Genomic DNA, 21,962 nt, shown 5'->3' with positions numbered 1-21,962 from the left:
ATTTTAAAACCAGATGAGGCAATACGATTTTATTCTGGGTCTGGTGGGCTGGTTTTTTTTTAAACCACCCTGTATCGGCCCCGCACCCCGGCGGGGCCCCCCCGACACGGCGGGGGGCGCCCTTCGGCGTTGAGTCCCTAGGCCGAGGCCGGCGGGTACAGCTGCGGCGGGATCCGCTCGGCGGCGGCCCGGTCCAGCAGCCACAGCGTGCGGCCGCGGCCGTACGCGCCGGAGGCGGGCGCCTGGATCTCGCCCGGGCCGGACAGGGCCAGCGCGACCGCGCCCGCCTTGTCCTCGCCGGCCGCCAGCAGCCAGACCTCGCGGGCCGCCCGGATCGCCGGGAGGGTGAGCGAGATCCGGGTCGGCGGGGGCTTGGGGGCCCCGCGCACGCCGACCACCGTCAGCTCGGTCTCCCGCACGCCCGGGTGCTCCGGGAACAGCGACGCGACGTGGGTGTCCGGGCCGACGCCCAGCAGCAGCACGTCGAAGGCCGGCACGCCGGTCCGGTCGCCCGGTCCGGCCGCCTTCGCCAGCTCCTGTGCGTAGCGGGCGGCGGCGGCCTCGACGTCCGAGCCGTCCACGCCGTCCGAGGCGGGCATCTCGTGCACCCGCGCCGGGTCGAGCGGGACGGCGTCGAGCAGCTCGGCGCGGGCCTGGACGGCGTTGCGGTCCGGGTCCGCGGCGGGCACGAAGCGCTCGTCGCCCCACCAGAGGTCCAGCCGCGCCCAGTCGACCGCGTCGCGCGCCGGGGAGGCGGCGATCGCGGCCAGCAGGGCGTTGCCGTTGCGGCCGCCGGTGAGCACCACCGAGGCGGTGCCGCGGGCGGCCTGGGCGTCCACGATCCGGGTGATGAGCCGGGCCGCGGCCGCCTGGGCCATCAGCTCCTTGTCGCGGTGGACGACGAGCTGCGGGGTGGCGTTGGTCATGCGCTGTCCCCGGCGGCCTGCTCGCCGGCCGGCTCGTCGGCCTTCTCCGCGGCCTTCCTGGCGGCCTTCTTCGCCGCGGGCTTCTTCTCCGCGGCGGCGGCCGTCACCCGGTCGGGGTTGGCCACCGGCACGTCGGAGACCGCCTGGGCGAGCCGCCCGGCGGCCACCGTCTCGGCGTTGGCGGGCTCGTGGAGGCGGTCCACGGGCGTGCGCACGGCCGTCGAGTAGATGTCGTCCGGGTCGAGCCGGCGCAGCTCCTCGGCGATCAGCTCCGAGGTCTCGCGCCGCTTGAGCGCCACCTGGCGGTCCGGCGAGCCGGGCATCGACAGGGTGCCCATCAGGCCGTCCGGGCGGTCCAGGGTGATGTCCCCGTCCTTGGTGCGCAGGTGCACCGCGGTGATGCCGGGGCCGCCGGTGACGACGCGCTCGACCGGGACGTGCAGGCGGTTGTGCAGCCACAGGCCGAGCAGCTCGACGCTGGGGTTGTACGACTCGCCCTCCACCACGGCGGAGACGATCTGCGACGGGCGCTGGTCGAGCGCCGCGGCGAGCATCGAGCGCCAGCCGGTGATCCGGGTCCAGGCCAGGTCGGTGTCGCCCGGGGTGTAGCTCTGGGCCCGCTGGGCGAGCTGGCCGACCGGGGACTCGGCGGTGACCGCGTCGGTGATCCGGCGCTGGGCGATCGAGCCGAGCGGGTCCTGCGCCGGGTGGAGCGGCGCGTTGTCCGGCCACCAGACGACGACCGGGGCGTCCGGCAGCAGCAGCGGCAGGACGACGGACTGGGCGTGCGCGGCGAGTTCGCCGTGCATGCGCAGGATGACCGTCTCGCCGGAGCCGGCGTCCGAGCCGACCAGGATCTCGGCGTCCAGGCGGGTCTCGGCGCGGGCCCGGGGCGAGCGCCCGGCGCGCTTGATCACCGCGAGGGTGCGCGAGGGGTGCTCGCGGGAGGCGTCGTTGGCGGCCTTGAGGGCGTCGTAGGCGCTGCCCTCGTCGGTCACGATCACCAGGGTGAGCACCATGCCGGCGGCGGTGCTGCCACCGGCCCGGCGCGCCTCCATGAGGGCGGCGTTGATCTTGCTCGACGTCGTGTTGGTGAGGTCGATCTTCATGGCCGGCGCCAGCTCCTGCCGTCTCGTGCGAGCATCTCGTCCGCCTCGACGGGGCCCCAGGTCCCCGCCGCGTACTGGGCAGGCTTGCCGTGGGTGTCCCAGTACCTCTCGATCGGGTCGAGGATCTGCCAGGAGAGCTCGACCTCCTGGTGGCGCGGGAACAGGTTGGCGTCGCCGAGCAGCACGTCGAGGATGAGCCGCTCGTAGGCCTCGGGGCTGGACTCGGTGAAGGACTCGCCGTAGGCGAAGTCCATCGTGACGTCGCGGACCTCGAAGGAGGTGCCGGGGACCTTGGAGCCGAACCGCACCGTCACGCCCTCGTCCGGCTGGACCCGGATGACCAGGGCGTTCTGCCCGAGCTCCTCGGTCGCGTAGGAGTCGAACGGCAGGTACGGGGCGCGCTGGAAGACGACCGCGATCTCGGTGACGCGGCGGCCGAGGCGCTTGCCGGTGCGCAGGTAGAACGGGACGCCCGCCCAGCGGCGGTTGTTGATCTCCAGCTTGATGGCCGCGTAGGTGTCGGTCTTGGAGTCCGGGTCGATGCCGTCCTCGTCGAGGTACCCGACGACCTCCTCGCCGCCCTGCCAGCCGGCCGCGTACTGGCCGCGCACGGTGTGCCGGCCGAGGTCGGCCGGGAGCTTGACGGCGCTGAGCACCTTCAGCTTCTCGGCGACCAGCGCCTTGGGGTGGAAGGAGGCGGGCTCCTCGATGGCGGTGAGCGCCATCAGCTGGAGCAGGTGGTTCTGGATGACGTCGCGGGCGGAGCCGATGCCGTCGTAGTAGCCGGCGCGGCCGCCGATGCCGATGTCCTCGGCCATCGTGATCTGCACGTGGTCGACGTAGGACCGGTTCCAGATCGGCTCGAACATCTGGTTCGCGAAGCGCAGCGCCAGGATGTTCTGGACCGTCTCCTTGCCCAGGTAGTGGTCGATCCGGAAGACCTCGTCGCGCGGGAAGACCTCGTGGACGACCTTGTTGAGCTCCTGCGCGCTCTCCAGGTCGTGGCCGAAGGGCTTCTCGATGACGGCGCGGCGCCAGGAGCCCTGCGGAGGGTCGGCCAGGCCGTGCTTCTTGAGCTGCTGGACGACGGTCGGGAAGAACTTCGGCGGGACGGACAGGTAGAAGGCGAAGTTGCCGCCGGTGCCCTGGGCCTTGTCGAGCTCCTCGATGGTCGCCCGGAGCTTGTCGAAGGCGTCGTCGTCGTCGAAGGTGCCCTGGACGAAGCGCATGCCCTTGGCGAGCTGCTGCCAGACCTCCTCCCGGAACGGGGTCCGGGCGTGGTCCTTGACCGCGTCGTGGACCTCCTTCGCGAAGTCCTCGTCCTCCCACTCGCGGCGGGCGAAGCCGACGAGCGAGAAGCCCGGCGGCAGCAGTCCGCGGTTGGCGAGGTCGTAGATCGCCGGCATCAGCTTCTTGCGGGACAGGTCGCCGGTGACCCCGAAGATGACCAGGCCCGACGGCCCCGCGATGCGCGGGAGCCGTCGGTCTGCGGGGTCACGAAGCGGGTTGACGGGAGTGGCCGGGAGATCGTCCGCGTCCGACACCGGTGTCAACTCGGGGAAATCAGTGCTCACTTGATGGGCTCCGCTTTCGTGCGCTGGCGGTGAGCAGGGGTCACTTCTCGTCGGCGAAGGACGCGAGCGAGGCGGTGACGGTGTCGAGCAGCTCGGTCCAGGACTGCTCGAACTTCTCGACGCCCTCGTCCTCCAGCACCTGGACCACGTCGTCGTAGTCCACGCCGGCGGCCGCGATGGCGTCCAGGACGGCCTTGGCGTCGGCGTAGTTGGGGACGATGGTGTTGCCGGTGACCACGCCGTGGTCGGCGGTGGCGTCCAGGGTGGCCTCGGGCATCGTGTTCACGGTGCCGGGGGCGACCAGCTCGGTGACGTACAGGGTGTCCGGCAGGGCCGGGTCCTTGACGCCGGTGGAGGCCCAGAGCGGGCGCTGCGGCTTGGCGCCGGCGGCCTCCAGGGCCTTCCAGCGGGCGCTGCCGGCGGTCTGGCCGTCGACGCTGCCGAAGACGTCCTCGTACGCCTGGTAGGCGAGGCGGGCGTTGGCCAGGGCGGCCTTGGAGCGCAGGTTCTTGGCGTCGCCGCCGATCTTGTCCAGGCGCTTGTCGATCTCGGTGTCCACGCGGGAGACGAAGAAGGAGGCGACGGACTCGATCTGGGAGAGGTCCAGGCCCTTGGCCTTGGCGGACTCCAGGCCGGTCAGGTAGGCGTCCATGACGGCCTTGTAGCGGTCCAGCGAGAAGATCAGCGTGACGTTGACGCTGATGCCCTTGCCGATGACCTCGGCGATGGCGGGCAGGCCGGCCTTGGTGGCGGGGATCTTGATGAAGACGTTCGGGCGGTCGACCAGCCACCACAGCTGCTTGGCCTCGGCGACGGTGGGGGCGGTCTCGTGCGCCAGGCGCGGGTCGACCTCGATGGAGACGCGGCCGTCGCGGCCGTTGGAGGCGTCGTAGACCGGGCGCAGCACGTCGGCGGCGTCGCGCACGTCCGAGGTGGTGATCATGCGGATCGCCTCGTCGGTGGTGACCTTGCGGACGGCGAGGTCGCGCAGCTGGCCGTCGTAGGAGCTGTCGCCGCTGCCGGCGATGGCCTTCTGGAAGATGGTCGGGTTGGTGGTGACGCCCACCACGTGCTTGTTCTGCACCAGCTCGGCCAGGTTGCCGGAGTTCAGCCGCTTGCGGCTGAGGTCGTCCAGCCAGATCGCCACGCCTTCGTCGCTGAGGCGCTTGAGTGCGTCGGTCATGGTGCTCAGTCCTTCTTCTTCTGTCTTCGTGGGGTCGTCAGAGGGGCCGCGTACCCGCGTGGGGGCGGGTACGCGGCCCGAGGGGCTAGCGGTTGACGGCTTCGAGGGAGCGCAGGGCGTTGTGGGCCTCGGCCACCACGCGCTCGGCGGTCAGGCCGAACTCCTCGAACAGCACCTGGTAGTCCGCGGAGGCGCCGAAGTGGTCCAGCGAAACGATCCGGCCGTGGTCGCCGACCAGCTCGCGCCAGCCCTGGGCGATGCCGGCCTCGACCGAGACGCGGGCCTTGACCGACGGCGGCAGCACGCTGTCGCGGTAGGCCTGGTCCTGCTCCTGGAACCACTCGAAGGACGGCAGCGAGACGACGCGGGTGGCGATGCCCTCGGCCTCCAGGACCTCGCGGGCCTTGACGGCCAGCTGGACCTCGGAGCCGGTGCCCAGGAGGATCACCTGCGGGTCGCCGTTGCCGGCCTCGGCCAGGATGTAGCCGCCCTTCGCGGTGCCCTCGGCGGAGCCGAAGACCTCGCGGTCGAAGGTCGGGACGTTCTGGCGGGTGAGCGCCAGGCCGACCGGGCCGGGGTGGCTGGTCTGCCGCTCGATGACGGTGCGCCAGGCGACGGCGGTCTCGTTGGCGTCGGCCGGGCGGACCATGGACAGGCCCGGGATGGCGCGCAGCGAGGCCAGGTGCTCGACCGGCTGGTGGGTCGGGCCGTCCTCGCCGAGGCCGATGGAGTCGTGCGTCCAGACGTAGGTGACCGGCAGCTTCATGAGCGCGGCCAGGCGGACGGCCGGGCGCATGTAGTCCGCGAAGACCAGGAAGGTGCCGCCGTACACGCGGGTCCTGCCGTGCAGGGCGATGCCGTTCATGGTCGAGCCCATGGCGTGCTCGCGGATGCCGAAGTGGATCGTCCGGCCGTACGGGCTCGCCGACTTCAGCGGGTTGCCCTCGGGGAGGAAGGAGCTCTCCTCGTCGATGGTGGTGAGGTTGGACTCCGCGAGGTCGGCCGAGCCGCCCCACAGCTCCGGGACCACCGCGCCGATCGCCTTGAGGGTCTCGCCGGAGGCCTTGCGGGTGGCGACGTCCTTCCCGGCCGGGAAGGACGGGACGGTCTTCTTCCAGCCCTCGGGCAGCTCGCCGGCCTGGATGCGGTCGAACTCGCCGGCCCGGTGCGGGTTGGCGGCGCGCCAGGCCTCGAAGGAGCCCTGCCACGCGTCGCGGGCGGCCTTGCCGCGCTTGATCACCAGGCGGGCGTGCTCGATGACCTTGTCGGAGACCTCGAAGGTCTTCTCCGGGTCGAAGCCCAGGACCTTCTTGGTGGCGGCGATCTCGGCGGCGCCGAGGGCGGAGCCGTGGGCCTTGGCGGTGTTCTGGGCGTCCGGGGCCGGCCAGGCGATGATCGTGCGCATAGCGATCATCGACGGGCGGGCGGTCTCGGCCTTGGCGGCGGCCAGCGCGTCGGCGAGGGCGGCGACGTCGATGTCGCCGTTCGCCTTCGGGGTGACCCGCTGGACGTGCCAGCCGTACGCCTCGTAGCGCTTGAGGACGTCCTCGGAGAAGGCCGTCTCGGTGTCGCCCTCGATGGAGATGTGGTTGTCGTCGTACAGGGCGACGAGGTTGCCCAGCTGCTGGTGCCCGGCCAGCGAGGAGGCCTCGGCCGAGATGCCCTCCTCCAGGTCGCCGTCGGAGACGATGGCCCAGATCGTGTGGTCGAACGGGGACTCGCCGGCCGGGGCGTCCGGGTCGAAGAGGCCGCGCTCGTAGCGGGCGGCCATCGCCATGCCGACCGCGTTGGCGATGCCCTGGCCGAGCGGACCGGTCGTGGTCTCGACGCCGGCGGTGTGGCCGTGCTCGGGGTGACCGGGGGTGCGGCTGCCCGCGACGCGGAAGGCCTTGAGGTCGTCCAGCTCCAGGCCGTAGCCCGAGAGGTAGAGCTGGGTGTAGAGGGTCAGGCTGGTGTGCCCGGGGGAGAGGACGAATCGGTCGCGCCCCACCCAGGAGGGGTCGGTGGGGTCGTGGCGCAGGAAACGCTGGAAGATCAGGTACGCCGCCGGGGCCAGCGACATGGCCGTCCCGGGGTGTCCGTTGCCGACCTTCTGGACGGCGTCCATGGCCAGGACCCGGGCCGTGTCAACCGTGCGCTCATCCAGTTCGGACCACTCGAATGTGTTCGTCGGCGTCGTGCTCACCCTGTCTCAGGGCTCCTTCCGTTGTGAAGAGTGACCCCGTGAAGGGGACCCGGTCGGCCACGGCGCTGTGGTCCCGACGCTGGTGGTGCCGGTCACGGAGGGTAGATCCCGCTTCTGTGTGCGAGCCTACCGTCCGGCCCGGGGCTCACCCTGCGTGCTGGGACAACCGGAATTCGGGTATGGCGATTCCCACGATGCCGCTCTGGGGCGTTTTGTCCCAGGCTCTCCTGTTTTGGCGGGCCCTGCCCCTCCGATGAGCAGGACGGGGGAGGCGGGACCGAGTGGTCGGAGTTCGTGGGTTCACCCAGGGGTGTGCGTTCCGCCCCGCCGGGGGACCCCGGAGCCGGTGGGGAGATATGGAGCGTCTAAGGTGGCGTGGTACGCGCAGAGCGGACGATTCGGGACCTTCGTTTCCTTCGACGCCTGCGAGGATTCATCTTCAGTTGGGGTGTTAGTGACCGCCGTCGAAACCCGTCCCGCCGGGGTCACCGGGGCGACTCCTGCGCACCGGCCCATCGGGGCCCGTGTCGGCGCGTTCGTCGCACTGACCAAGCCGCGGATCATCGAACTGCTGCTGATGAGCACGGTTCCGGTGATGTTCCTGGCCCAGCAGGGCGTCCCGAACATGCTGCTGGTGCTGAAGGTCGTGGTCGGCGGCTACCTCTCGGCGGGCGGCGCCAACGCCCTCAACATGTACATCGACCGCGACATCGACGCGGTGATGTCGCGCACCGAGCGGCGCCCGATCGTCACCGGCATGGTGTCGCCGCGCGAGGCGCTGGTGTTCGGCATCGTCCTCGCGGTCGTCTCGACGCTGCTGCTCGGTTTCGGCGTCAACTGGCTGTCCTCCGGACTCGCGCTCGGCGCCCTGCTGTTCTACGTCTTCGTCTACACGCTGGGCCTCAAGCGGCGCACCTCGCAGAACATCGTGTGGGGCGGCATCGCGGGCTGCATGCCGGTGCTCGTCGGCTGGTCCTCCGTCACCAACTCCCTGTCCTGGGCGGCGGTCATCCTCTTCCTGGTGGTGTTCTTCTGGACGCCGCCGCACACCTGGGTGCTGTCGATGAAGGTGCGCGACGACTACCTGCGCGCCGGCGTGCCGATGCTGCCGGTGGTCAAGGGCAACGTGGCGGTGGGCAAGCAGGTCGTCGCCTACTCCTGGGTCATGGTGGCCGTCTCGCTGGCGCTGTGGCCGCTGGGGCACATGAGCTGGCTGTACCCGGTCGCCGCGGTGGTGCTCGGCGCGGCCTGGCTGCGCGAGGCGCACGCGCTGTACGCGCGGGCCAAGGCCGGGGTCGTCGGCGCGAAGCTGAAGGAGATGCGGCTGTTCCACTGGTCGATCACCTACCTGTCGCTGCTGTTCGTGGTCTGCGCGATCGACCCGTTCGTGAAGTAGGCGCGGCAGTACGGAAGAAGAGCCCCGGTCCGGGTGGACCGGGGCTCTTCCGCGTTCACCGGCCTTGTTCGCCGGCCTTCATCGGGCCGGGAGTCCGGACGGGCCGACGTGGCCGTCCAGCCAGTCCTTGAGCGGCTGGGAGGCCCGCAGGAAGGCGGCGATCCGGGTGTGCGCGGTGCGGGTGCCCAGCCACTTCGCGGGCGGCCACTCCTGCCAGGCCACGAGGCCCTTGTGGCGCAGCAGCTCGATCCTGGGGTGGTCCTTGGGGTAGCCGCGCGGGGCGGACTTCAGGCTGTCGCGGCCGAAGACCTGCGGGCCGTCCTTCTCCACCCGGGCGATCACGCGCTCCAGTTCGGCCCCGGAGACGTCCTCGGCGACGGCCGCGCGGTAGCGCTCCAGCTGGTCCGCGGCGAGCTGGTACATGCCGTTGCCGCAGGCCAGGCCGTCGGCGGAGAGCTGGACGTAGCCGCCCGCCTCCAGGTGGGCGCCGATGTGCGTCTTGTACGGGGACTTGTCGGCGCTGAAGCGGACGTCGCGGTTGGGGCGGAAGATCTTCCCCGGCCCGAACTCCGGTTCAAGCTCGGCCAGCAGCTCCTCCATGGGGGCGCGCACGGCCTCGTCGTAGCGGTCCTTGTGGGCCTGCCAGAAGGTCTTCGAGTTGTCGGCCTCCAGGTGCTCGTAGAATTCGAGCGCCTCGGCAGGCCAGCCGGAGAAGGTCACACGGCCAGTATGGATCGAGCGGGGGCAGTATGTGGCCCGGTGCACAGGGTGCTCCCGTCGCCAGCGCCGCTACCGGTGGGTAGCATGCGGGCATGAGCGCAGAGACCACCCCCGCCGCGTCGGACGCCCGCACCGAGCGCCGCGCCAAGCGCATCGCCAGGAACCTGACCAGCTTCGCCGCGCAGCACGGCGGCAGCGCCGACGCGGTCGTCGAGTACGTCGGCGCCGTGGCCACCCGGATCGTCGTGGTCGGCGCGGACGGTGCCTGGGGCGACCAGGTGGCCCCGAGCTACGCCGTCGGCCGCCGGGCCGCCGAGCTGGCCGGGCTGACCCTGCACGACGACTTCGAGGGCGAGCTGGCCCTCAAGGTGAAGACCGGCCCGTACGAGTGGAAGCGGATGGCCGGCATCCAGCTCGGCGGCTGACCGCCCGGCCCCCGTACGGCGAACGGCCCGGCTCCCTTTGTGGGGGAGCCGGGCCGTCGTGCGTGTCGCAGCGGTCAGACCGAGGCGGTCTGCGGGGTCTGCGCGGGCAGCTGTCCGGGGGCGTCCCCGTCCGCGCGGGTGCGCAGGGCGAGGGGGACGCGCAGGGCGGCGATCCAGGTCAGCGTGGCCAGGAACATGTGCAGGCCGACCATGAGCTCGGGAGCGTCGGTGAAGTACTGGACGAAGCCGAGCACGCCCTGGAGCAGGAGCACGGCGAGGAGTTCCTTGGCCCGGGCGCGGGCGGGCTGCGGGGCCTTGACCGCTGCGAAGACGAAGATCACGGCAATCGCCAGGCCGACCGAGACGAACGCGAAGTCGGCGTGGAACTGCGCGAGGCGGTCGTAGTCGATCGGGATGCGCGGCACGATCTTGTTGTCCTGCGGCGTGCCGGGGTGGTGGCCGGCGCCGGTGACCAGGGTGCCGGCGGCGACGAGCGTTCCGATCGCGGCGACCAGCACGTAGGAGAGCCGGTGGATCGGGCCGGCCACCGCGAGCTTCGCCGGGCCGTCGCCCTCCTTGCTGCGCTCCCACATCAGCAGCGCGACCCACACCAGGGCCATCGCGGCGATCATGTGCAGCGCGACGGTGTACGGGTTGAGGCCGGTCAGCACGGTGATGCCGCCGAGGACGGCGTTGCTCATCACCAGCCAGAACTGCGCCCAGCCCAGCTTCGTCAGGCTGCGGCGCCAGGGGCGGTGGCAGCGCGCGGCCAGGATCGCCCAGCCGACCGCGGCGCTCAGCACGTAGGTGAGCATCCGGTTGGTGAACTCGACGATGCCGTGGAAGCCCATCTCGGCGGTGGGCGTCAGGCTCTCGTCGGTGCAGCGGGGCCAGGTGGTGCAGCCGAGGCCGGAGGCGGTGAGGCGGACGGCGCCGCCGGTGACGACGATCACCACGCTCATCACCAGCGCGGCGAATGCGGCACGCCGGACCATCGCGGCGGACGGCTGCCAGCGGTCGGCGAGCAGGGAGAAGGGGTTCAGCACGCGGTCAATCGTAGGGGGCCTTACAGCCGATCTTGGGGCGGGGCATGGGTCAGCGCAAAAGCGGATCTTACGGTCAAGGCGGTCAATGGTCTTGACCATTCACCCGTTCGGCCGAAAGAGTGCGGATTGGTCCAGACCTTTTTCGGGCCCCCTCCACTCCTCCCGCACGTAAGCGGAGCTCTGTACATGCGCATATCCACGTCCGCCGCCGCGCTCGCGGTCGGCGGCTCGCTCGCACTGGCCGGCCTCGTCGCGCCGGCCGCCCAGGCCGTCGGCGCCGACCAGGAGTGCCGCGGCCTCGGGGTCGCCGGCCTCTACGGCGAGTTCGTCGAGGGCGACGACACCCACACCCCGGACGCCGAGGGCGCGGTCGCGGTGGGCGGCAACGCCGACTTCCGCGGTGGCTTCTCGGTCGGCCAGGAGCTCACCGCCGAGCAGGTCGCCGCCCTGCCGGGCGGCAACGCCCTCGTGGTGGCCGGCGATCTGACCGGTACCAACACCCAGGTGATGAAGGGCGACGGCGTCTACGGCGGCACGCTGACCGGGGTGCTGGAGGCTCACCAGGGCAAGGTCGGCCGGGGTGCCTCCCCGATCGACTTCAAGGCCGAGTTCGCCAAGCTGCGCGCCGCCTCCGCCGCGCTGGCCGCCGTGTCGCAGACCGCCGGGGCCACCGTCCAGGCCGACGGCGGCAGGCTGACGCTGACCGGCGGGGACGCGAAGTACAACGGCTTCACCGTCGACGCCGCGAAGCTCCAGGGCGCGAAGGACGTCTTCGTCCGGGTGCCGGCCGGCTCGGTGACCGTCGTCACCGTGACCGGCTCGTCGTACGACATGGCGGCGGCCGGGACCACCGGCTTCCAGCTGTGGGACGAGGCCAAGGCGGCCTACGTCCTGGACGACAAGCTCCAGAGCGCGGCCGGCGGTGCCGTCCGGGCCGGGCTGCTCTGGAACTTCCCGTCCGCGACCAAGGTGGTCAAGAGCAGCAAGGCCGCCTGGGCCGGTACCGTGCTCGCCCCGAACGCCGCCTTCGACCTCGGCAGCGGCGGCCCGGTCAACGGCTCGGTGATCGCCGCCTCGCTGACCGGCAAGGGCGGCGCCGAGACGCACCACTACCCCTTCACCGGCTGCCTGCCGGCCGTCCTCCCGACGCCGTCCGCGACCCCGACCGGGACGCCGACCGTGCCGCCGGTGGTGCCGACCGGCACGCCGTCGACGCCGGGCGCCACCGCGCAGCCGTCCGGAACGCCGTCGGGGACGCCGTCGGGACCGGCGGGCGGGAAGCCGAGCGGGGGCGCGTCGCCGAGTGCGTCCGCCTCGCCGTCCACCAGTGCGCCGGCGGCCTCCGCGCCGGCGAGCCCCTCGGCGTCGGCGAACACCGGAGGCGGGCTCGCGCACACCGGTTCCGGGCCCGTCCTGCCGCTGGCGATCGGCGGCGCCGTGGTGCTCGCGGCCGGCGGTGGAATCGTCGTGGCGACGCGTCGTCGGGCGGCGAAGAAGGCCTGACCGTTCGTCGGCTGATCGAAGCCGCGCCCCCGGTGATTGAACCTGATCACCGGGGGCTGCGTTTTTTCAGTCAGGTGACGAAGTCCATTCGGGTTCGCCGATTCCGCGTTGTGCGTGGTGGCGCCTGTGGTGGGCTGGTCATGCACATCCATCGTGAGACCGACAGACGAAATCCGGTCGTACGGCGGGGTGTGGCGAGGTGCGGGAGTGCCGGTAGAGTCCCCCGGACAGCCGTAGCGGGCCACCGCGAAGCACTCAACACGCCTGCTGCACAAGACCGTTCGGAGGGGAACAGGGCAATGGCACGACAGCAGCGGCACTTCGGGATCGGAGCGGCGGCACTCGCCGGTACGGTGGCGGCCGGAATCCTCCTGCCCCTGAGCCTGGCCGGGCCGGCTTCGGCCCACGTGCCGGCGTGGAAGGTGGACTGCGACAAGATCGTGATCGATCTGGTCAAGTACAGCGAGAAGGACACCGTGACGAACAACGTCACGCTCACCATCGACGGTGAGAAGGTGCTGGACAAGAAGTTCGGCAAGGAGTTCCACGGCACCTTCCCGGTGAAGGACCACTCCGCGCCGATCAAGGCGACCTTCGTGGTGACCACCACGGAGACCCCGGCCGAGCCCGGTTGGAACATCGACGAGTCCGAGACGATCCAGCCCTGCCACACGCCGACGCCGACCCCCACGCCCACGCCCACGCCCACCAAGACGCCCACCCCCACGCCGACCCCGACGACGACGCCGACCACCCCGCCGACGCCGGTCCCCAGCGTGACGCCGACCCCGAGCACCACCCCGCCGGGCACCGCGGCCCCGTCGGTGACGCCGCCCGCGAGCAAGACCCCGGCCCCGGCGCCGAGCACCGGTGGCCCGGCCCTCGCCGAGACCGGTGGCAGCTCGGCCACCCCCGTCATCGCGGCGGCCGGCGCCGGGGTGCTGCTGCTCGGCGGCGCGATCGTGCTGTTCGCCCGCAAGCGCCGTGGCGGCAGCCAGAGCTGACGGTCCACCGGTAGTACGCACGGCGCCCCCCGGCCTCAAGTGGCCGGGGGGCGCCGTGCGTTGACGGCCGGGACTACTCCCAGCGGAAGAAGCGCGCGGCGGCGGCCAGGCCGACGACGGCCCAGCCGGCCAGGATCCCGAGGTCCGACCACGGCACCCCGGCACCGGTCTGCAGGACGGACCGCAGGCCGTCCGAGAGCGCCGCGATCGGCAGCAGCTCCAGCACCGACTGCACGGCGGACGGGAACTTGGTCAGCGGCACGATCACCCCGCCCCCCAGCAGCAGCAGGATGAACACGAGGTTCGCGGCGGCCAGTGTCGCCTCGGCCCTGAGCGTGCCGGCCATCAGCAGGCCGAGCCCGGAGAAGGCGGCCGTGCCGAGGACCAGCAGCGCGGCCACCGAGAACGGGTCGCCGTGCGGGGACCAGCCGAGCGCCAGCGCGATCACCGACAGCAGCGCGACCTGCAGCGCCTCGGTGACCAGCACGCAGCCGGTCTTGGCGGTCAGCAGCGCCCAGCGCGGCAGCGGGCTCGCGCCGAGCCGCTTCAGCACGCCGTAGCGGCGCTCGAAGCCGGTGGCGATGGCCTGGCCGGTGAACGCGGTGGACATCACGGCGAGCGCCAGCAGACCGGGTGCCAGGAAGTCGACCCGCTTGCCGGGGCCCTCCACCGCGACGACGTCGACGGCGGAGAACAGCACCAGCAGGACGGTCGGGATGACGACCGTGAGCAGCAGCTGCTCGCCGTTGCGCAGCAGCATCCTGGTCTCGAACGCGGTCTGCGCGAGCAGCATCCGGCCGACGGGGGCCGCACCCGGCCTGGGGGAGTAGTCGGTCACGAGCGCAGGTCCCGTCCGGTCAGGTCGAGGAAGACGTCTTCGAGGCTGCGGCGCTGCACGGCGAGCCGCTCGGGGAGGATGCCGGAGGCCGCGCACCAGGAGGTGACGGCGGCCAGCAGCTGCGGGTCCACGGTCGCGGCCTCGACGCGGTAGCTGCCGGGGGCCGTCTCGGTGGCGGCCGTGCCCCCGGGCAGCTCCTTGAGCAGCGGGCCGAGGTCGAGTCCGGGCGGGCCGTCGAAGCGCAGCGCGTTCTCGGCGCCGCCGCGGCACAGCTCCTCGGGGGTGCCGGCGGCGATGACCCTGCCGCGGTCGACGATGGCGACGTGGTCGGCGAGCTGCTCGGCCTCGTCCATGTGGTGCGTGGTGACGACCACGGTGACGCCGTCCCGGCGCAGGTCGCGGACCAGCTCCCAGGTGGCCCGGCGGGCCTGCGGGTCGAGGCCGGCGGTGGGCTCGTCGAGGAAGACCAGCTCGGGGCGGCCGACCACGGCCATGGCGAGGGCGAGCCGCTGCTGCTGGCCGCCGGAGAGGCGCCGGTAGGTGGTGCGGCCGCAGGAGCCGAGGCCGAGCCGCTCGACCAGGGCGTCGACGTCCAGCGGGTGGGCGTGCAGCGTGGCGGTGTGCCGCAGCATCTCGACGGCGCGGGCGCCCGCGTACACCCCGCCGGACTGCAGCATGACGCCGATCCGCGGGCGCAGGGCGGCGTGCTGGGCGACCGGGTCGAGGCCGAGGACGCGGACGGTGCCGGCGTCGGGGCGGCGGTAGCCCTCGCAGGTCTCGATGGTGGTGGTCTTGCCGGCGCCGTTGGGGCCGAGGACGGCGGTGATCGCGCCGCGCGCGATGGTGAGGTCGAGGCCGTCCACGGCCGACTTGTCGCCGTACCGCTTGACCAGCCCGGCGATCTGGACCGCGGGTTCGGAGTGCATACCGGCGAGTCTAAGAGGGCCTCACGCCGGGCCCCGCCGGGGCCTCGGTGATCGTTTCTGCAGGTCAGGTAAGCCTTACCTGCGTGACTGATGACACGGGTGAGGCCTGGATCACGGCTTGTCCTGTTGGAAGTAATTACGCAACACTGGTGTTGTGAAAAACATGCGCGAGCACGCCACGCACCAGGAGGCCGAGTCGGCCCCCGGCTGTGACGTGCCCGTGACGGCGGCCGAGGTGCTGCTGGAGGGCCACCGCGCCACGCGCGACCGGGTCGCCCGGTCGATCCTGGACCACGGCCCGTCCTCCGCCGCCGACCTCGCGACCCGGCTCGGCCTCACCGCCGCCGCCGTGCGCCGCCACCTCGACGGACTGGCCGCCGCGGGCCTGGTCGAGTCCCGCGACCAGCGGGTCTACGGCAGCCGCGGCCGGGGCCGTCCGGCCAAGGTCTTCGCCCTCACCGACGGTGGCCGGGACGCCTTCTACCAGGCGTACGACCAGCTCGCGGCCGACGCGCTGCGCTGGATCTCCGACTCGGTGGGCGGCGGCAAGGCGGGCGAGGAGGCGGTCGCCGCCTTCGCGCGCGCCCGCTTCGGCAAGCAGGGCCAGAAGTACCTGGAGACCCTGCGAACGGCCGAAGCCTCCGAGCGCACCGAGGCGCTCGCCCAGGCGCTGAGCGCGGACGGGTACGCTGCCACGGTGCGGCGGGTCCCGTCGGCCGCGGCGAAGGCCCCGGCGGGCGCCCAGCTCTGCCAGCACCACTGCCCGGTCGCGCACATCGCCGAGCAGTTCCCCCAGCTCTGCGAGGCGGAGACCGAGGTCTTCTCCCAGCTCCTGGGCACCCATGTGCAACGGCTGGCCACCATCGCCCACGGCGACGGGGTCTGCACCACCTATGTGCCGGCACCCGGTGCCGCATCGTCGTCCGCCGCGCGCAGCGCGCGGCCGGGTCCCGATGCAGTGCCGACTGCCGGTACGTCCACCGAAGATTCAGCGTCCGCGCGTTAGGAAGCTCGCATGACTGACACCGTTTCGCACCCCGAGCTCGAAGGCCTCGGCAATTACGAGTACGGCTGGGCCGACCCGGACACCGCCGGTGCCGCGGCCAAGCGCGGGCTCAGCGAGGACGTCGTCCGCGACATCTCGGCGAAGAAGAGCGAGTCCGAGTGGATGCTGAACCTGCGGCTCAAGGGCCTGAAGCTGTTCGGCAAGAAGCCCATGCCGACCTGGGGCTCCGACCTCTCCGGCATCGACTTCGACAACATCAAGTACTTCGTCCGCTCGACCGAGAAGCAGGCCGAGTCCTGGGAGGACCTGCCCGCGGACATCAAGGCCACCTACGACAAGCTGGGCATCCCGGAGGCGGAGAAGCAGCGCCTGGTCGCCGGTGTCGCCGCCCAGTACGAGTCCGAGGTCGTCTACCACCAGATCCGCGAGGACCTGGAGGAGCAGGGCGTCATCTTCCTGGACACCGACACCGCGCTGCGCGAGCACCCGGAGATCTTCAAGGAGTACTTCGGCACCGTCATCCCGGCCGGCGACAACAAGTTCGCCGCGCTGAACACGGCGGTGTGGTCCGGCGGCTCGTTCATCTACGTGCCGAAGGGCGTGCACGTCGACATCCCGCTGCAGGCCTACTTCCGGATCAACACCGAGAACATGGGCCAGTTCGAGCGGACGCTGATCATCGTCGACGAGGACGCCTACGTCCACTACGTCGAGGGCTGCACCGCGCCGATCTACTCCTCCGACTCGCTGCACTCGGCGGTCGTCGAGATCATCGTCAAGAAGGGCGGCCGCTGCCGCTACACGACCATCCAGAACTGGTCGAACAACGTCTACAACCTGGTCACCAAGCGCGCCGTGGCGTACGAGGGCGCGACCATGGAGTGGGTCGACGGCAACATCGGCTCCAAGGTCACCATGAAGTACCCGGCCGTCTACCTGATGGGCGAGCACGCCAAGGGCGAGACCCTGTCGATCGCCTTCGCGGGCGAGGGCCAGCACCAGGACGCCGGCGCCAAGATGGTGCACATGGCGCCGAACACCTCCTCCAACATCGTCTCCAAGTCGGTGGCGCGCGGCGGCGGCCGGACCTCCTACCGCGGTCTGATCGAGATCGGCGAGGGCTCGCACGGCGCCAAGTCCAACGTCCTGTGCGACGCGCTGCTGGTCGACACCATCTCCCGCTCGGACACCTACCCGTACGTGGACGTCCGCGAGGACGACGTGTCCATGGGCCACGAGGCGACCGTCTCCAAGGTCAGCGAGGACCAGCTGTTCTACCTGATGAGCCGGGGCATGACCGAGTTCGAGGCGATGGCGATGATCGTGCGCGGCTTCGTCGAGCCGATCGCGCGCGAGCTGCCGATGGAGTACGCGCTGGAGCTCAACCGGCTGATCGAGCTGCAGATGGAGGGCGCGGTCGGCTGACCCCCGGCCGAGCACCCGCCATCCATTGAATTCCGAGGAAGAGAGCACAACGAACAGCCATGGCTGAGCAGAACACCACCGGCTCCACCACCGCCGGTTCGATCGAGGTCGGCACCGCCGGTGCGGGCGCGCAGCTCGCCGGCCCCGGCACCGGCCGGGCCACGGTCCAGCAGCCGATCGACGCGCGCGTCGCGGTCAAGCCGTCCTTCGACGTGAACGACTTCCCGGTGCCGACCGGCCGCGAGGAGGACTGGCGGTTCACGCCGATGCACCGCCTCGGCGGCCTGCACGACGGCACCGCCGCCGCCGCCGCCGAGCGGGGCGAGGACAAGGTCGAGTTCGCGCTGCCCGAGGGCGTCACCGCCGAGACCGTCGGCCGCGACGACGCCCGCCTGGGCAAGGCCGGCAAGCCGGTCGACCGGGTCGCCGCCCAGGCGTTCAGCGCCTTCGAGCAGGCCCTGGTCGTCACCGTGCCCAAGGACGCGGTGCTCACCGAGCCGGTCCGGATCGACGTGCGCGCCGAGGGCGGGGTCCGCTTCGCCCACGTGGTGATCGACGTCAAGCCGTTCGCCGAGGCCGTCGTGGTGCTCAACCACGTCGGCACCGGCACCCGCGCCGCCAACGTCGAGCTCCTGGTCGGCGACGGCGCGAAGCTCACCTTCGTCTCCGTCCAGGACTGGGACCGCGACGCCGTCCACGCCGCGCAGCACAACGCGCTGGTCGGCCGCGACGCCTCGTTCAAGTCCGTCGTCGTCACCTTCGGCGGCGACCTGGTCCGCCTCCACCCGCGGGTCAACTACGCCGGCCCCGGCGGCGAGGCCGAGCTGTTCGGCCTCTACTTCGCCGACGCCGGCCAGCACCTCGAGCACCGCCTGGTCATCGACCACGACACGCCGCACTGCCGGTCCAACGTGGCCTACAAGGGCGCGCTGCAGGGCAAGGACGCCCACGCGGTCTGGGTCGGCGACGTGCTGATCCGCGCCGCCGCCCTCGGCACCGACACCTACGAGCTCAACCGCAACCTGGTGCTCACCGACGGCGCCCGGGTCGACTCGATCCCGAACCTGGAGATCGAGACCGGCGAGATCGTCGGCGCCGGCCACGCCTCCGCCACCGGCCGCTTCGACGACGAGCAGCTGTTCTACCTGCAGGCCCGCGGCATCCCCGCGGACGAGGCCCGCCGCCTGGTCGTGCGCGGCTTCTTCGCCGAGCTGCTCCAGCAGATCGGCGTGGCCGAGGTCCAGGACCAGCTCATGGAGAAGATCGAGGCCGAGCTGGAAGCGGCGGTCTGACCCCGATGACCTACCTCCGTGCCTGCGCGCTGAGCGACCTCCAGGAGGACGTCCCCAAGCGCGTCGACCTCAACGGCGTGCCGGTCTCCGTGGTCCGCACCGACGAGGGGGTGTTCGCGATCAACGACACCTGCTCGCACGCGAACGTCTCGCTCTCCGAGGGCGAGGTCGAGGACTGCATGATCGAGTGCTGGCTGCACGGCTCCAGCTTCGACCTGCGCACCGGCAAGCCCTCCGGCCTGCCCGCCACCAAGCCGGTCGCTGTCTACCCCGTAAAGATCGAAGGGGACGATGTGCTCGTCTCCGTCAACCAGGAGTCCTGAGTACACATGGCAACCCTTGAAATCCGCGACCTGCACGTCTCCGTCGACGCCGAGAACGGCCCGCGCGAGATCCTGAAGGGCGTCGACCTGACCGTGAAGCAGGGCGAGACCCACGCCATCATGGGTCCGAACGGCTCCGGCAAGTCCACCCTGGCCTACTCGCTGGCCGGCCACCCCAAGTACACCGTCACCGGCGGCTCCGTGCTGCTGGACGGCGAGGACGTCCTGGAGATGTCCGTCGACGAGCGCGCCAAGGCCGGCGTGTTCCTCGCCATGCAGTACCCGGTCGAGGTCCCGGGCGTCTCGGTGAGCAACTTCCTGCGCACCGCCGCCACCGCGGTCCGCGGCGAGGCCCCGAAGCTGCGCCTGTGGGTCAAGGAGGTCAAGGAGGCGATGGCCGCCCTCCAGATGGACCCGGCCTTCGCCGAGCGCAACGTCAACGAGGGCTTCTCCGGCGGTGAGAAGAAGCGCCACGAGATCCTCCAGCTGGAGCTCCTCAAGCCGAAGATCGCGATCCTCGACGAGACCGACTCCGGCCTGGACGTCGACGCGCTGCGGATCGTCTCCGAGGGCATCAACCGGGTCCGCGCGACCGGCGAGGTCGGCACCCTCCTGGTGACCCACTACACCCGCATCCTGCGGTACATCAAGCCCGACTACGTCCACGTGTTCGCGGGCGGCCGCATCGTCGAGTCCGGCGGCGCCGAGCTCGCCGACAAGCTGGAGAACGAGGGCTACGAGACGTACGTGAAGGGTGGCGCTTCCGAGTGACCCATACGCTGACCGGTCTGCTCGACACCGACGCGATCCGCAAGGACTTCCCGGTCCTGCAGCGCGTGCTGCACGAGGACAAGCCGCTGGTCTACCTGGACAACGCGGCGACCTCGCAGAAGCCGCGCCAGGTGCTCGAAGCCCTGAACGCCTACTACGAGCGGCACAACGCCAACGTCCACCGCGGCGTGCACGTGCTCGCCGAGGAGGCCACGGCCCTGTACGAGGGCGCGCGCGACAAGGTCGCGGCGTTCGTCAACGCGCCGAGCCGCAACGAGGTGATCTTCACCAAGAACGCCTCGGAGTCGCTCAACCTCGTCGCCAACATGCTCGGCTGGGCCGACGAGCCGTACCGGGTGGACGCCGACTCCGAGATCGTCATCACGGAGATGGAGCACCACTCCAACATCGTCCCGTGGCAGCTGCTCTCGCAGCGCACCGGCGCGAAGCTCAAGTGGTTCGGGCTGACCGACGAGGGCCGGCTCGACCTGTCGAACATCGACGAGCTGATCACCGAGAAGACCAAGGTGGTCTCCTTCACCCTGGTCTCCAACCTGCTCGGCACCGTCAACCCGGTCGAGACGATCGTGCGCAAGGCCCAGTCGGTCGGCGCGCTGGTCCTCATCGACGCCTCGCAGGCCGCGCCGCACATGGTGCTGGACGTGCAGGCGCTGGAGGCCGACTTCGTCGCCTTCACCGGCCACAAGATGCTGGCCCCGACCGGCATCGGCGTGCTCTGGGGCCGCCAGGAGCTGCTGGAGGACCTCCCGCCGTTCCTCGGCGGCGGCGAGATGATCGAGACCGTCACCATGGGCTCGTCCACCTACGCCCCGGCGCCGCACAAGTTCGAGGCCGGCACCCCGCCGATCGCCCAGGCGGTCGGGCTCGGCGCGGCCATCGACTACCTGTCGTCGATCGGCATGGACAAGATCGCCGCGCACGAGCACGCCATCACCGAGTACGCGGTGGAGCGCCTGCTGGAGGTCCCCGACCTGCGGATCATCGGCCCGCGCACGGCCGTGGACCGCGGTGCCGCGATCTCCTTCACCCTCGGCGACATCCACCCGCACGACGTGGGCCAGGTGCTGGACGAGCAGGGCATCGCCGTGCGCGTCGGCCACCACTGCGCGCGGCCGGTGTGCCTGCGGTACGGAATTCCGGCGACCACGCGGGCGTCGTTCTATCTGTACTCGACGCCGGGCGAGGTCGACGCGCTGATCGACGGCCTGCACCACGTCCGGAACTTCTTCGGCTGACGGGACAGGCGCAGGACATGAAGCTCGACTCGATGTACCAGGACATCATCCTGGACCACTACCGCAACCCCCACGGCAAGGGGCTGCGGGACGGCGACGCCGAGGTGCACCACGTCAACCCGACCTGCGGCGACGAGATCACCCTTCGGGTGAAGCTCGACGGCGCGAAGGTCGTGGACGTGTCCTACGAGTCCCAGGGCTGTTCGATCAGCCAGGCCAGCGCCTCGGTGCTGAACGACCTGGTGGTCGGCAAGACCGTGGGCGAGGCGCAGGCCGTCCAGGAGGCCTTCCTGGAGCTGATGCAGAGCAAGGGCCAGGGCGAGGGCGACGAGGAGGTGCTGGAGGACGCGGTCGCGTTCGCCGGCGTCTCCAAGTACCCGGCCCGCGTCAAGTGCGCCCTGCTGAGCTGGATGGCCTGGAAGGACGCCACCGCCAAGGCGCTCGCCCAGCACCCCGCCGTGAACGACTGACCCGAGCAGAGGAGGACCAACCATGAGTGACGAGAGCACCACCACCGCCGACGCCACGGCCTCCGCTGCGGACACCGCCGCGGGGGAGCAGCCGACCGGCCTGATCGTCGGCACCACCGCCGGCACCGTCTCCGTCGAGGACCTGACCGAGGCCCTGATGGACGTCGTCGACCCCGAACTGGGCATCGACGTCGTCAACCTGGGCCTGATCTACGGCATCCACATCGACGAGTCCGACGTGGCCACCATCGACATGACGCTCACCTCGGCGGCCTGCCCGCTGACCGACGTCATCGAGGACCAGGCCAAGACCGCCACCGACGGCCTGGTGCAGGACCTGCGGATCAACTGGGTCTGGATGCCGCCGTGGGGCCCGGACAAGATCACCGACGACGGCCGCGACCAGCTGCGCGCGTTGGGCTTCAACGTCTGAGGTCTTCGCCGTACCGAACGCCGCTGCCCGGGACTCCGGGCCGCGGCGTTTTCGCGGTTACCCGTAGCCGGCCGCCCGGGGGACACCCCCCCGGGTTGCCCCATGGAGTTCACGTTGCGGGATAATATAAAAAAAAACCAACCCACCCGAC

The 21,962-nt window shown here is 71.3% G+C and carries 21 protein-coding genes; 12 read left to right on the top strand and 9 right to left on the bottom strand.

What is annotated here, in order from left to right; genetic code table 11:
* Nucleotides 1-137 precede the first annotated feature (137 nt).
* The 5 genes from pgl to tkt all read right to left on the bottom strand — a co-directional run bounded on the left by pgl (nt 138) and on the right by tkt (nt 6,977).
* Complete coding sequence (gene pgl / locus ACFVU9_RS31830; protein WP_380444449.1) at nt 138-926, bottom strand: 6-phosphogluconolactonase; 789 nt, start codon at nt 924-926, stop codon at nt 138-140.
* Nucleotides 923-2,035 carry a glucose-6-phosphate dehydrogenase assembly protein OpcA gene (gene opcA, locus ACFVU9_RS31825; protein WP_380444450.1) on the bottom strand — a complete coding sequence of 371 codons (1,113 nt, stop codon included), beginning with the start codon at nt 2,033-2,035 and terminating at the stop codon, nt 923-925. Before opcA ends, pgl begins: the two co-directional genes overlap by 4 nt.
* Nucleotides 2,032-3,579 carry a glucose-6-phosphate dehydrogenase gene (zwf, locus tag ACFVU9_RS31820; RefSeq protein WP_380444480.1) on the bottom strand — a complete coding sequence of 516 codons (1,548 nt, stop codon included), beginning with the start codon at nt 3,577-3,579 and terminating at the stop codon, nt 2,032-2,034. The genes opcA and zwf overlap by 4 nt, the downstream gene beginning before the upstream one ends.
* 70 nt (nt 3,580-3,649) lie before the next feature.
* Entirely contained in the window at nt 3,650-4,792 is a 1,143-nt protein-coding gene (gene tal, locus ACFVU9_RS31815; protein WP_380444452.1) for a transaldolase, read from the bottom strand.
* Nucleotides 4,793-4,877: 85 nt separating this feature from the next.
* Nucleotides 4,878-6,977, bottom strand: coding sequence for a transketolase (gene tkt / locus ACFVU9_RS31810; protein ID WP_387599343.1), 2,100 nt, complete (start codon nt 6,975-6,977; stop codon nt 4,878-4,880).
* A gap of 448 nt (nt 6,978-7,425) precedes the next feature.
* Between tkt and ACFVU9_RS31805 the strand changes: the two genes are divergently transcribed.
* Nucleotides 7,426-8,373 carry a heme o synthase gene (locus ACFVU9_RS31805; protein WP_380444454.1) on the top strand — a complete coding sequence of 316 codons (948 nt, stop codon included), beginning with the start codon at nt 7,426-7,428 and terminating at the stop codon, nt 8,371-8,373.
* Nucleotides 8,374-8,451: 78 nt separating this feature from the next.
* On the opposite strand, the gene ACFVU9_RS31800 is transcribed toward ACFVU9_RS31805, so the two are convergent.
* Nucleotides 8,452-9,093 (bottom strand): DUF2461 domain-containing protein, encoded by a 642-nt coding sequence (locus ACFVU9_RS31800; protein WP_380444455.1) that lies wholly within the window; start codon nt 9,091-9,093, stop codon nt 8,452-8,454.
* A 92-nt stretch (nt 9,094-9,185) separates the two neighbouring features.
* On the opposite strand from ACFVU9_RS31800, the gene ACFVU9_RS31795 reads away from it, so the two are divergent.
* Complete coding sequence (locus tag ACFVU9_RS31795) at nt 9,186-9,518, top strand: hypothetical protein (RefSeq protein ID WP_387599339.1); 333 nt, start codon at nt 9,186-9,188, stop codon at nt 9,516-9,518.
* Nucleotides 9,519-9,592: 74 nt separating this feature from the next.
* Here ACFVU9_RS31795 and ACFVU9_RS31790 read toward each other — a convergent pair whose 3' ends face one another.
* Entirely contained in the window at nt 9,593-10,573 is a 981-nt protein-coding gene (locus ACFVU9_RS31790) for a heme A synthase (RefSeq protein ID WP_387599373.1), read from the bottom strand.
* 177 nt (nt 10,574-10,750) lie between these two features.
* Here ACFVU9_RS31790 and ACFVU9_RS31785 point away from each other — a divergent pair, with 177 nt between their 5' ends.
* The gene (locus ACFVU9_RS31785) at nt 10,751-12,067 is read left to right on the top strand and encodes a choice-of-anchor A family protein (protein ID WP_387599336.1); all 1,317 of its coding nucleotides are present in this window, start codon (nt 10,751-10,753) and stop codon (nt 12,065-12,067) included.
* A gap of 299 nt (nt 12,068-12,366) precedes the next feature.
* Complete coding sequence (locus ACFVU9_RS31780; RefSeq protein WP_380444460.1) at nt 12,367-13,071, top strand: LAETG motif-containing sortase-dependent surface protein; 705 nt, start codon at nt 12,367-12,369, stop codon at nt 13,069-13,071.
* Nucleotides 13,072-13,144: 73 nt separating this feature from the next.
* Here the strand turns inward: ACFVU9_RS31780 and ACFVU9_RS31775 are convergent, their stop codons facing one another.
* Both ACFVU9_RS31775 and ACFVU9_RS31770 read right to left on the bottom strand, forming a co-directional pair.
* A complete protein-coding gene (locus ACFVU9_RS31775) occupies nt 13,145-13,864 on the bottom strand; it encodes an ABC transporter permease (protein WP_380444482.1) in 720 nt (239 codons plus the stop codon).
* A gap of 41 nt (nt 13,865-13,905) precedes the next feature.
* Nucleotides 13,906-14,835, bottom strand: coding sequence for an ABC transporter ATP-binding protein (locus ACFVU9_RS31770; protein ID WP_387599333.1), 930 nt, complete (start codon nt 14,833-14,835; stop codon nt 13,906-13,908).
* 163 nt (nt 14,836-14,998) lie between these two features.
* Between ACFVU9_RS31770 and ACFVU9_RS31765 the strand changes: the two genes are divergently transcribed.
* Genes ACFVU9_RS31765 through ACFVU9_RS31730 form a run of 8 tightly spaced genes read left to right on the top strand, consistent with a single transcriptional unit; the run spans nt 14,999 to nt 21,811 of the window.
* Nucleotides 14,999-15,841, top strand: coding sequence for a helix-turn-helix transcriptional regulator (locus tag ACFVU9_RS31765; RefSeq protein WP_380444464.1), 843 nt, complete (start codon nt 14,999-15,001; stop codon nt 15,839-15,841).
* 9 nt (nt 15,842-15,850) lie between these two features.
* Entirely contained in the window at nt 15,851-17,266 is a 1,416-nt protein-coding gene (gene sufB, locus ACFVU9_RS31760) for a Fe-S cluster assembly protein SufB (RefSeq protein ID WP_380444466.1), read from the top strand.
* Nucleotides 17,267-17,325: 59 nt separating this feature from the next.
* On the top strand, nt 17,326-18,558 hold the full coding sequence (gene sufD, locus ACFVU9_RS31755; RefSeq protein WP_387599329.1) for a Fe-S cluster assembly protein SufD: 1,233 nt from the start codon (nt 17,326-17,328) through the stop codon (nt 18,556-18,558).
* A gap of 5 nt (nt 18,559-18,563) precedes the next feature.
* On the top strand, nt 18,564-18,881 hold the full coding sequence (locus tag ACFVU9_RS31750; RefSeq protein WP_329928500.1) for a bifunctional 3-phenylpropionate/cinnamic acid dioxygenase ferredoxin subunit: 318 nt from the start codon (nt 18,564-18,566) through the stop codon (nt 18,879-18,881).
* A 6-nt stretch (nt 18,882-18,887) separates the two neighbouring features.
* The gene (gene sufC, locus ACFVU9_RS31745; protein WP_380444470.1) at nt 18,888-19,652 is read left to right on the top strand and encodes a Fe-S cluster assembly ATPase SufC; all 765 of its coding nucleotides are present in this window, start codon (nt 18,888-18,890) and stop codon (nt 19,650-19,652) included.
* Nucleotides 19,649-20,908 carry a cysteine desulfurase gene (locus tag ACFVU9_RS31740; protein WP_380444471.1) on the top strand — a complete coding sequence of 420 codons (1,260 nt, stop codon included), beginning with the start codon at nt 19,649-19,651 and terminating at the stop codon, nt 20,906-20,908. The genes sufC and ACFVU9_RS31740 overlap by 4 nt, the downstream gene beginning before the upstream one ends.
* 17 nt (nt 20,909-20,925) lie before the next feature.
* Nucleotides 20,926-21,378, top strand: coding sequence for a Fe-S cluster assembly sulfur transfer protein SufU (sufU, locus tag ACFVU9_RS31735; protein ID WP_380444473.1), 453 nt, complete (start codon nt 20,926-20,928; stop codon nt 21,376-21,378).
* Nucleotides 21,379-21,400: 22 nt separating this feature from the next.
* On the top strand, nt 21,401-21,811 hold the full coding sequence (locus ACFVU9_RS31730; protein ID WP_380444475.1) for a metal-sulfur cluster assembly factor: 411 nt from the start codon (nt 21,401-21,403) through the stop codon (nt 21,809-21,811).
* Nucleotides 21,812-21,962 lie beyond the last annotated feature (151 nt).

The sequence above is a fragment of the Kitasatospora sp. NPDC057936 genome (genome assembly GCF_042887525.1).
Classification (GTDB): Bacteria; Actinomycetota; Actinomycetes; order Streptomycetales; family Streptomycetaceae; genus Kitasatospora.
The sequence above is the reverse complement of the archived record's forward strand: the minus strand, read 5'-3'. Positions and strand labels throughout refer to the sequence as shown.

Coding starts and splice junctions, on each gene's coding strand:
- pgl (WP_380444449.1), bottom strand. CDS start 926: ATGACCAACGCCACCCCGCAGCTCGTCGTCCACCGCGACAAGGAGCTG.
- opcA (WP_380444450.1), bottom strand. CDS start 2,035: ATGAAGATCGACCTCACCAACACGACGTCGAGCAAGATCAACGCCGCC.
- tal (WP_380444452.1), bottom strand. CDS start 4,792: ATGACCGACGCACTCAAGCGCCTCAGCGACGAAGGCGTGGCGATCTGG.
- ACFVU9_RS31795 (WP_387599339.1), top strand. CDS start 9,186: ATGAGCGCAGAGACCACCCCCGCCGCGTCGGACGCCCGCACCGAGCGC.
- ACFVU9_RS31785 (WP_387599336.1), top strand. CDS start 10,751: ATGCGCATATCCACGTCCGCCGCCGCGCTCGCGGTCGGCGGCTCGCTC.
- ACFVU9_RS31780 (WP_380444460.1), top strand. CDS start 12,367: ATGGCACGACAGCAGCGGCACTTCGGGATCGGAGCGGCGGCACTCGCC.
- ACFVU9_RS31775 (WP_380444482.1), bottom strand. CDS start 13,864: ATGCTGCTCGCGCAGACCGCGTTCGAGACCAGGATGCTGCTGCGCAAC.
- ACFVU9_RS31770 (WP_387599333.1), bottom strand. CDS start 14,835: ATGCACTCCGAACCCGCGGTCCAGATCGCCGGGCTGGTCAAGCGGTAC.
- ACFVU9_RS31765 (WP_380444464.1), top strand. CDS start 14,999: ATGCGCGAGCACGCCACGCACCAGGAGGCCGAGTCGGCCCCCGGCTGT.
- sufB (WP_380444466.1), top strand. CDS start 15,851: ATGACTGACACCGTTTCGCACCCCGAGCTCGAAGGCCTCGGCAATTAC.
- sufD (WP_387599329.1), top strand. CDS start 17,326: ATGGCTGAGCAGAACACCACCGGCTCCACCACCGCCGGTTCGATCGAG.
- ACFVU9_RS31750 (WP_329928500.1), top strand. CDS start 18,564: ATGACCTACCTCCGTGCCTGCGCGCTGAGCGACCTCCAGGAGGACGTC.
- sufC (WP_380444470.1), top strand. CDS start 18,888: ATGGCAACCCTTGAAATCCGCGACCTGCACGTCTCCGTCGACGCCGAG.
- sufU (WP_380444473.1), top strand. CDS start 20,926: ATGAAGCTCGACTCGATGTACCAGGACATCATCCTGGACCACTACCGC.
- ACFVU9_RS31730 (WP_380444475.1), top strand. CDS start 21,401: ATGAGTGACGAGAGCACCACCACCGCCGACGCCACGGCCTCCGCTGCG.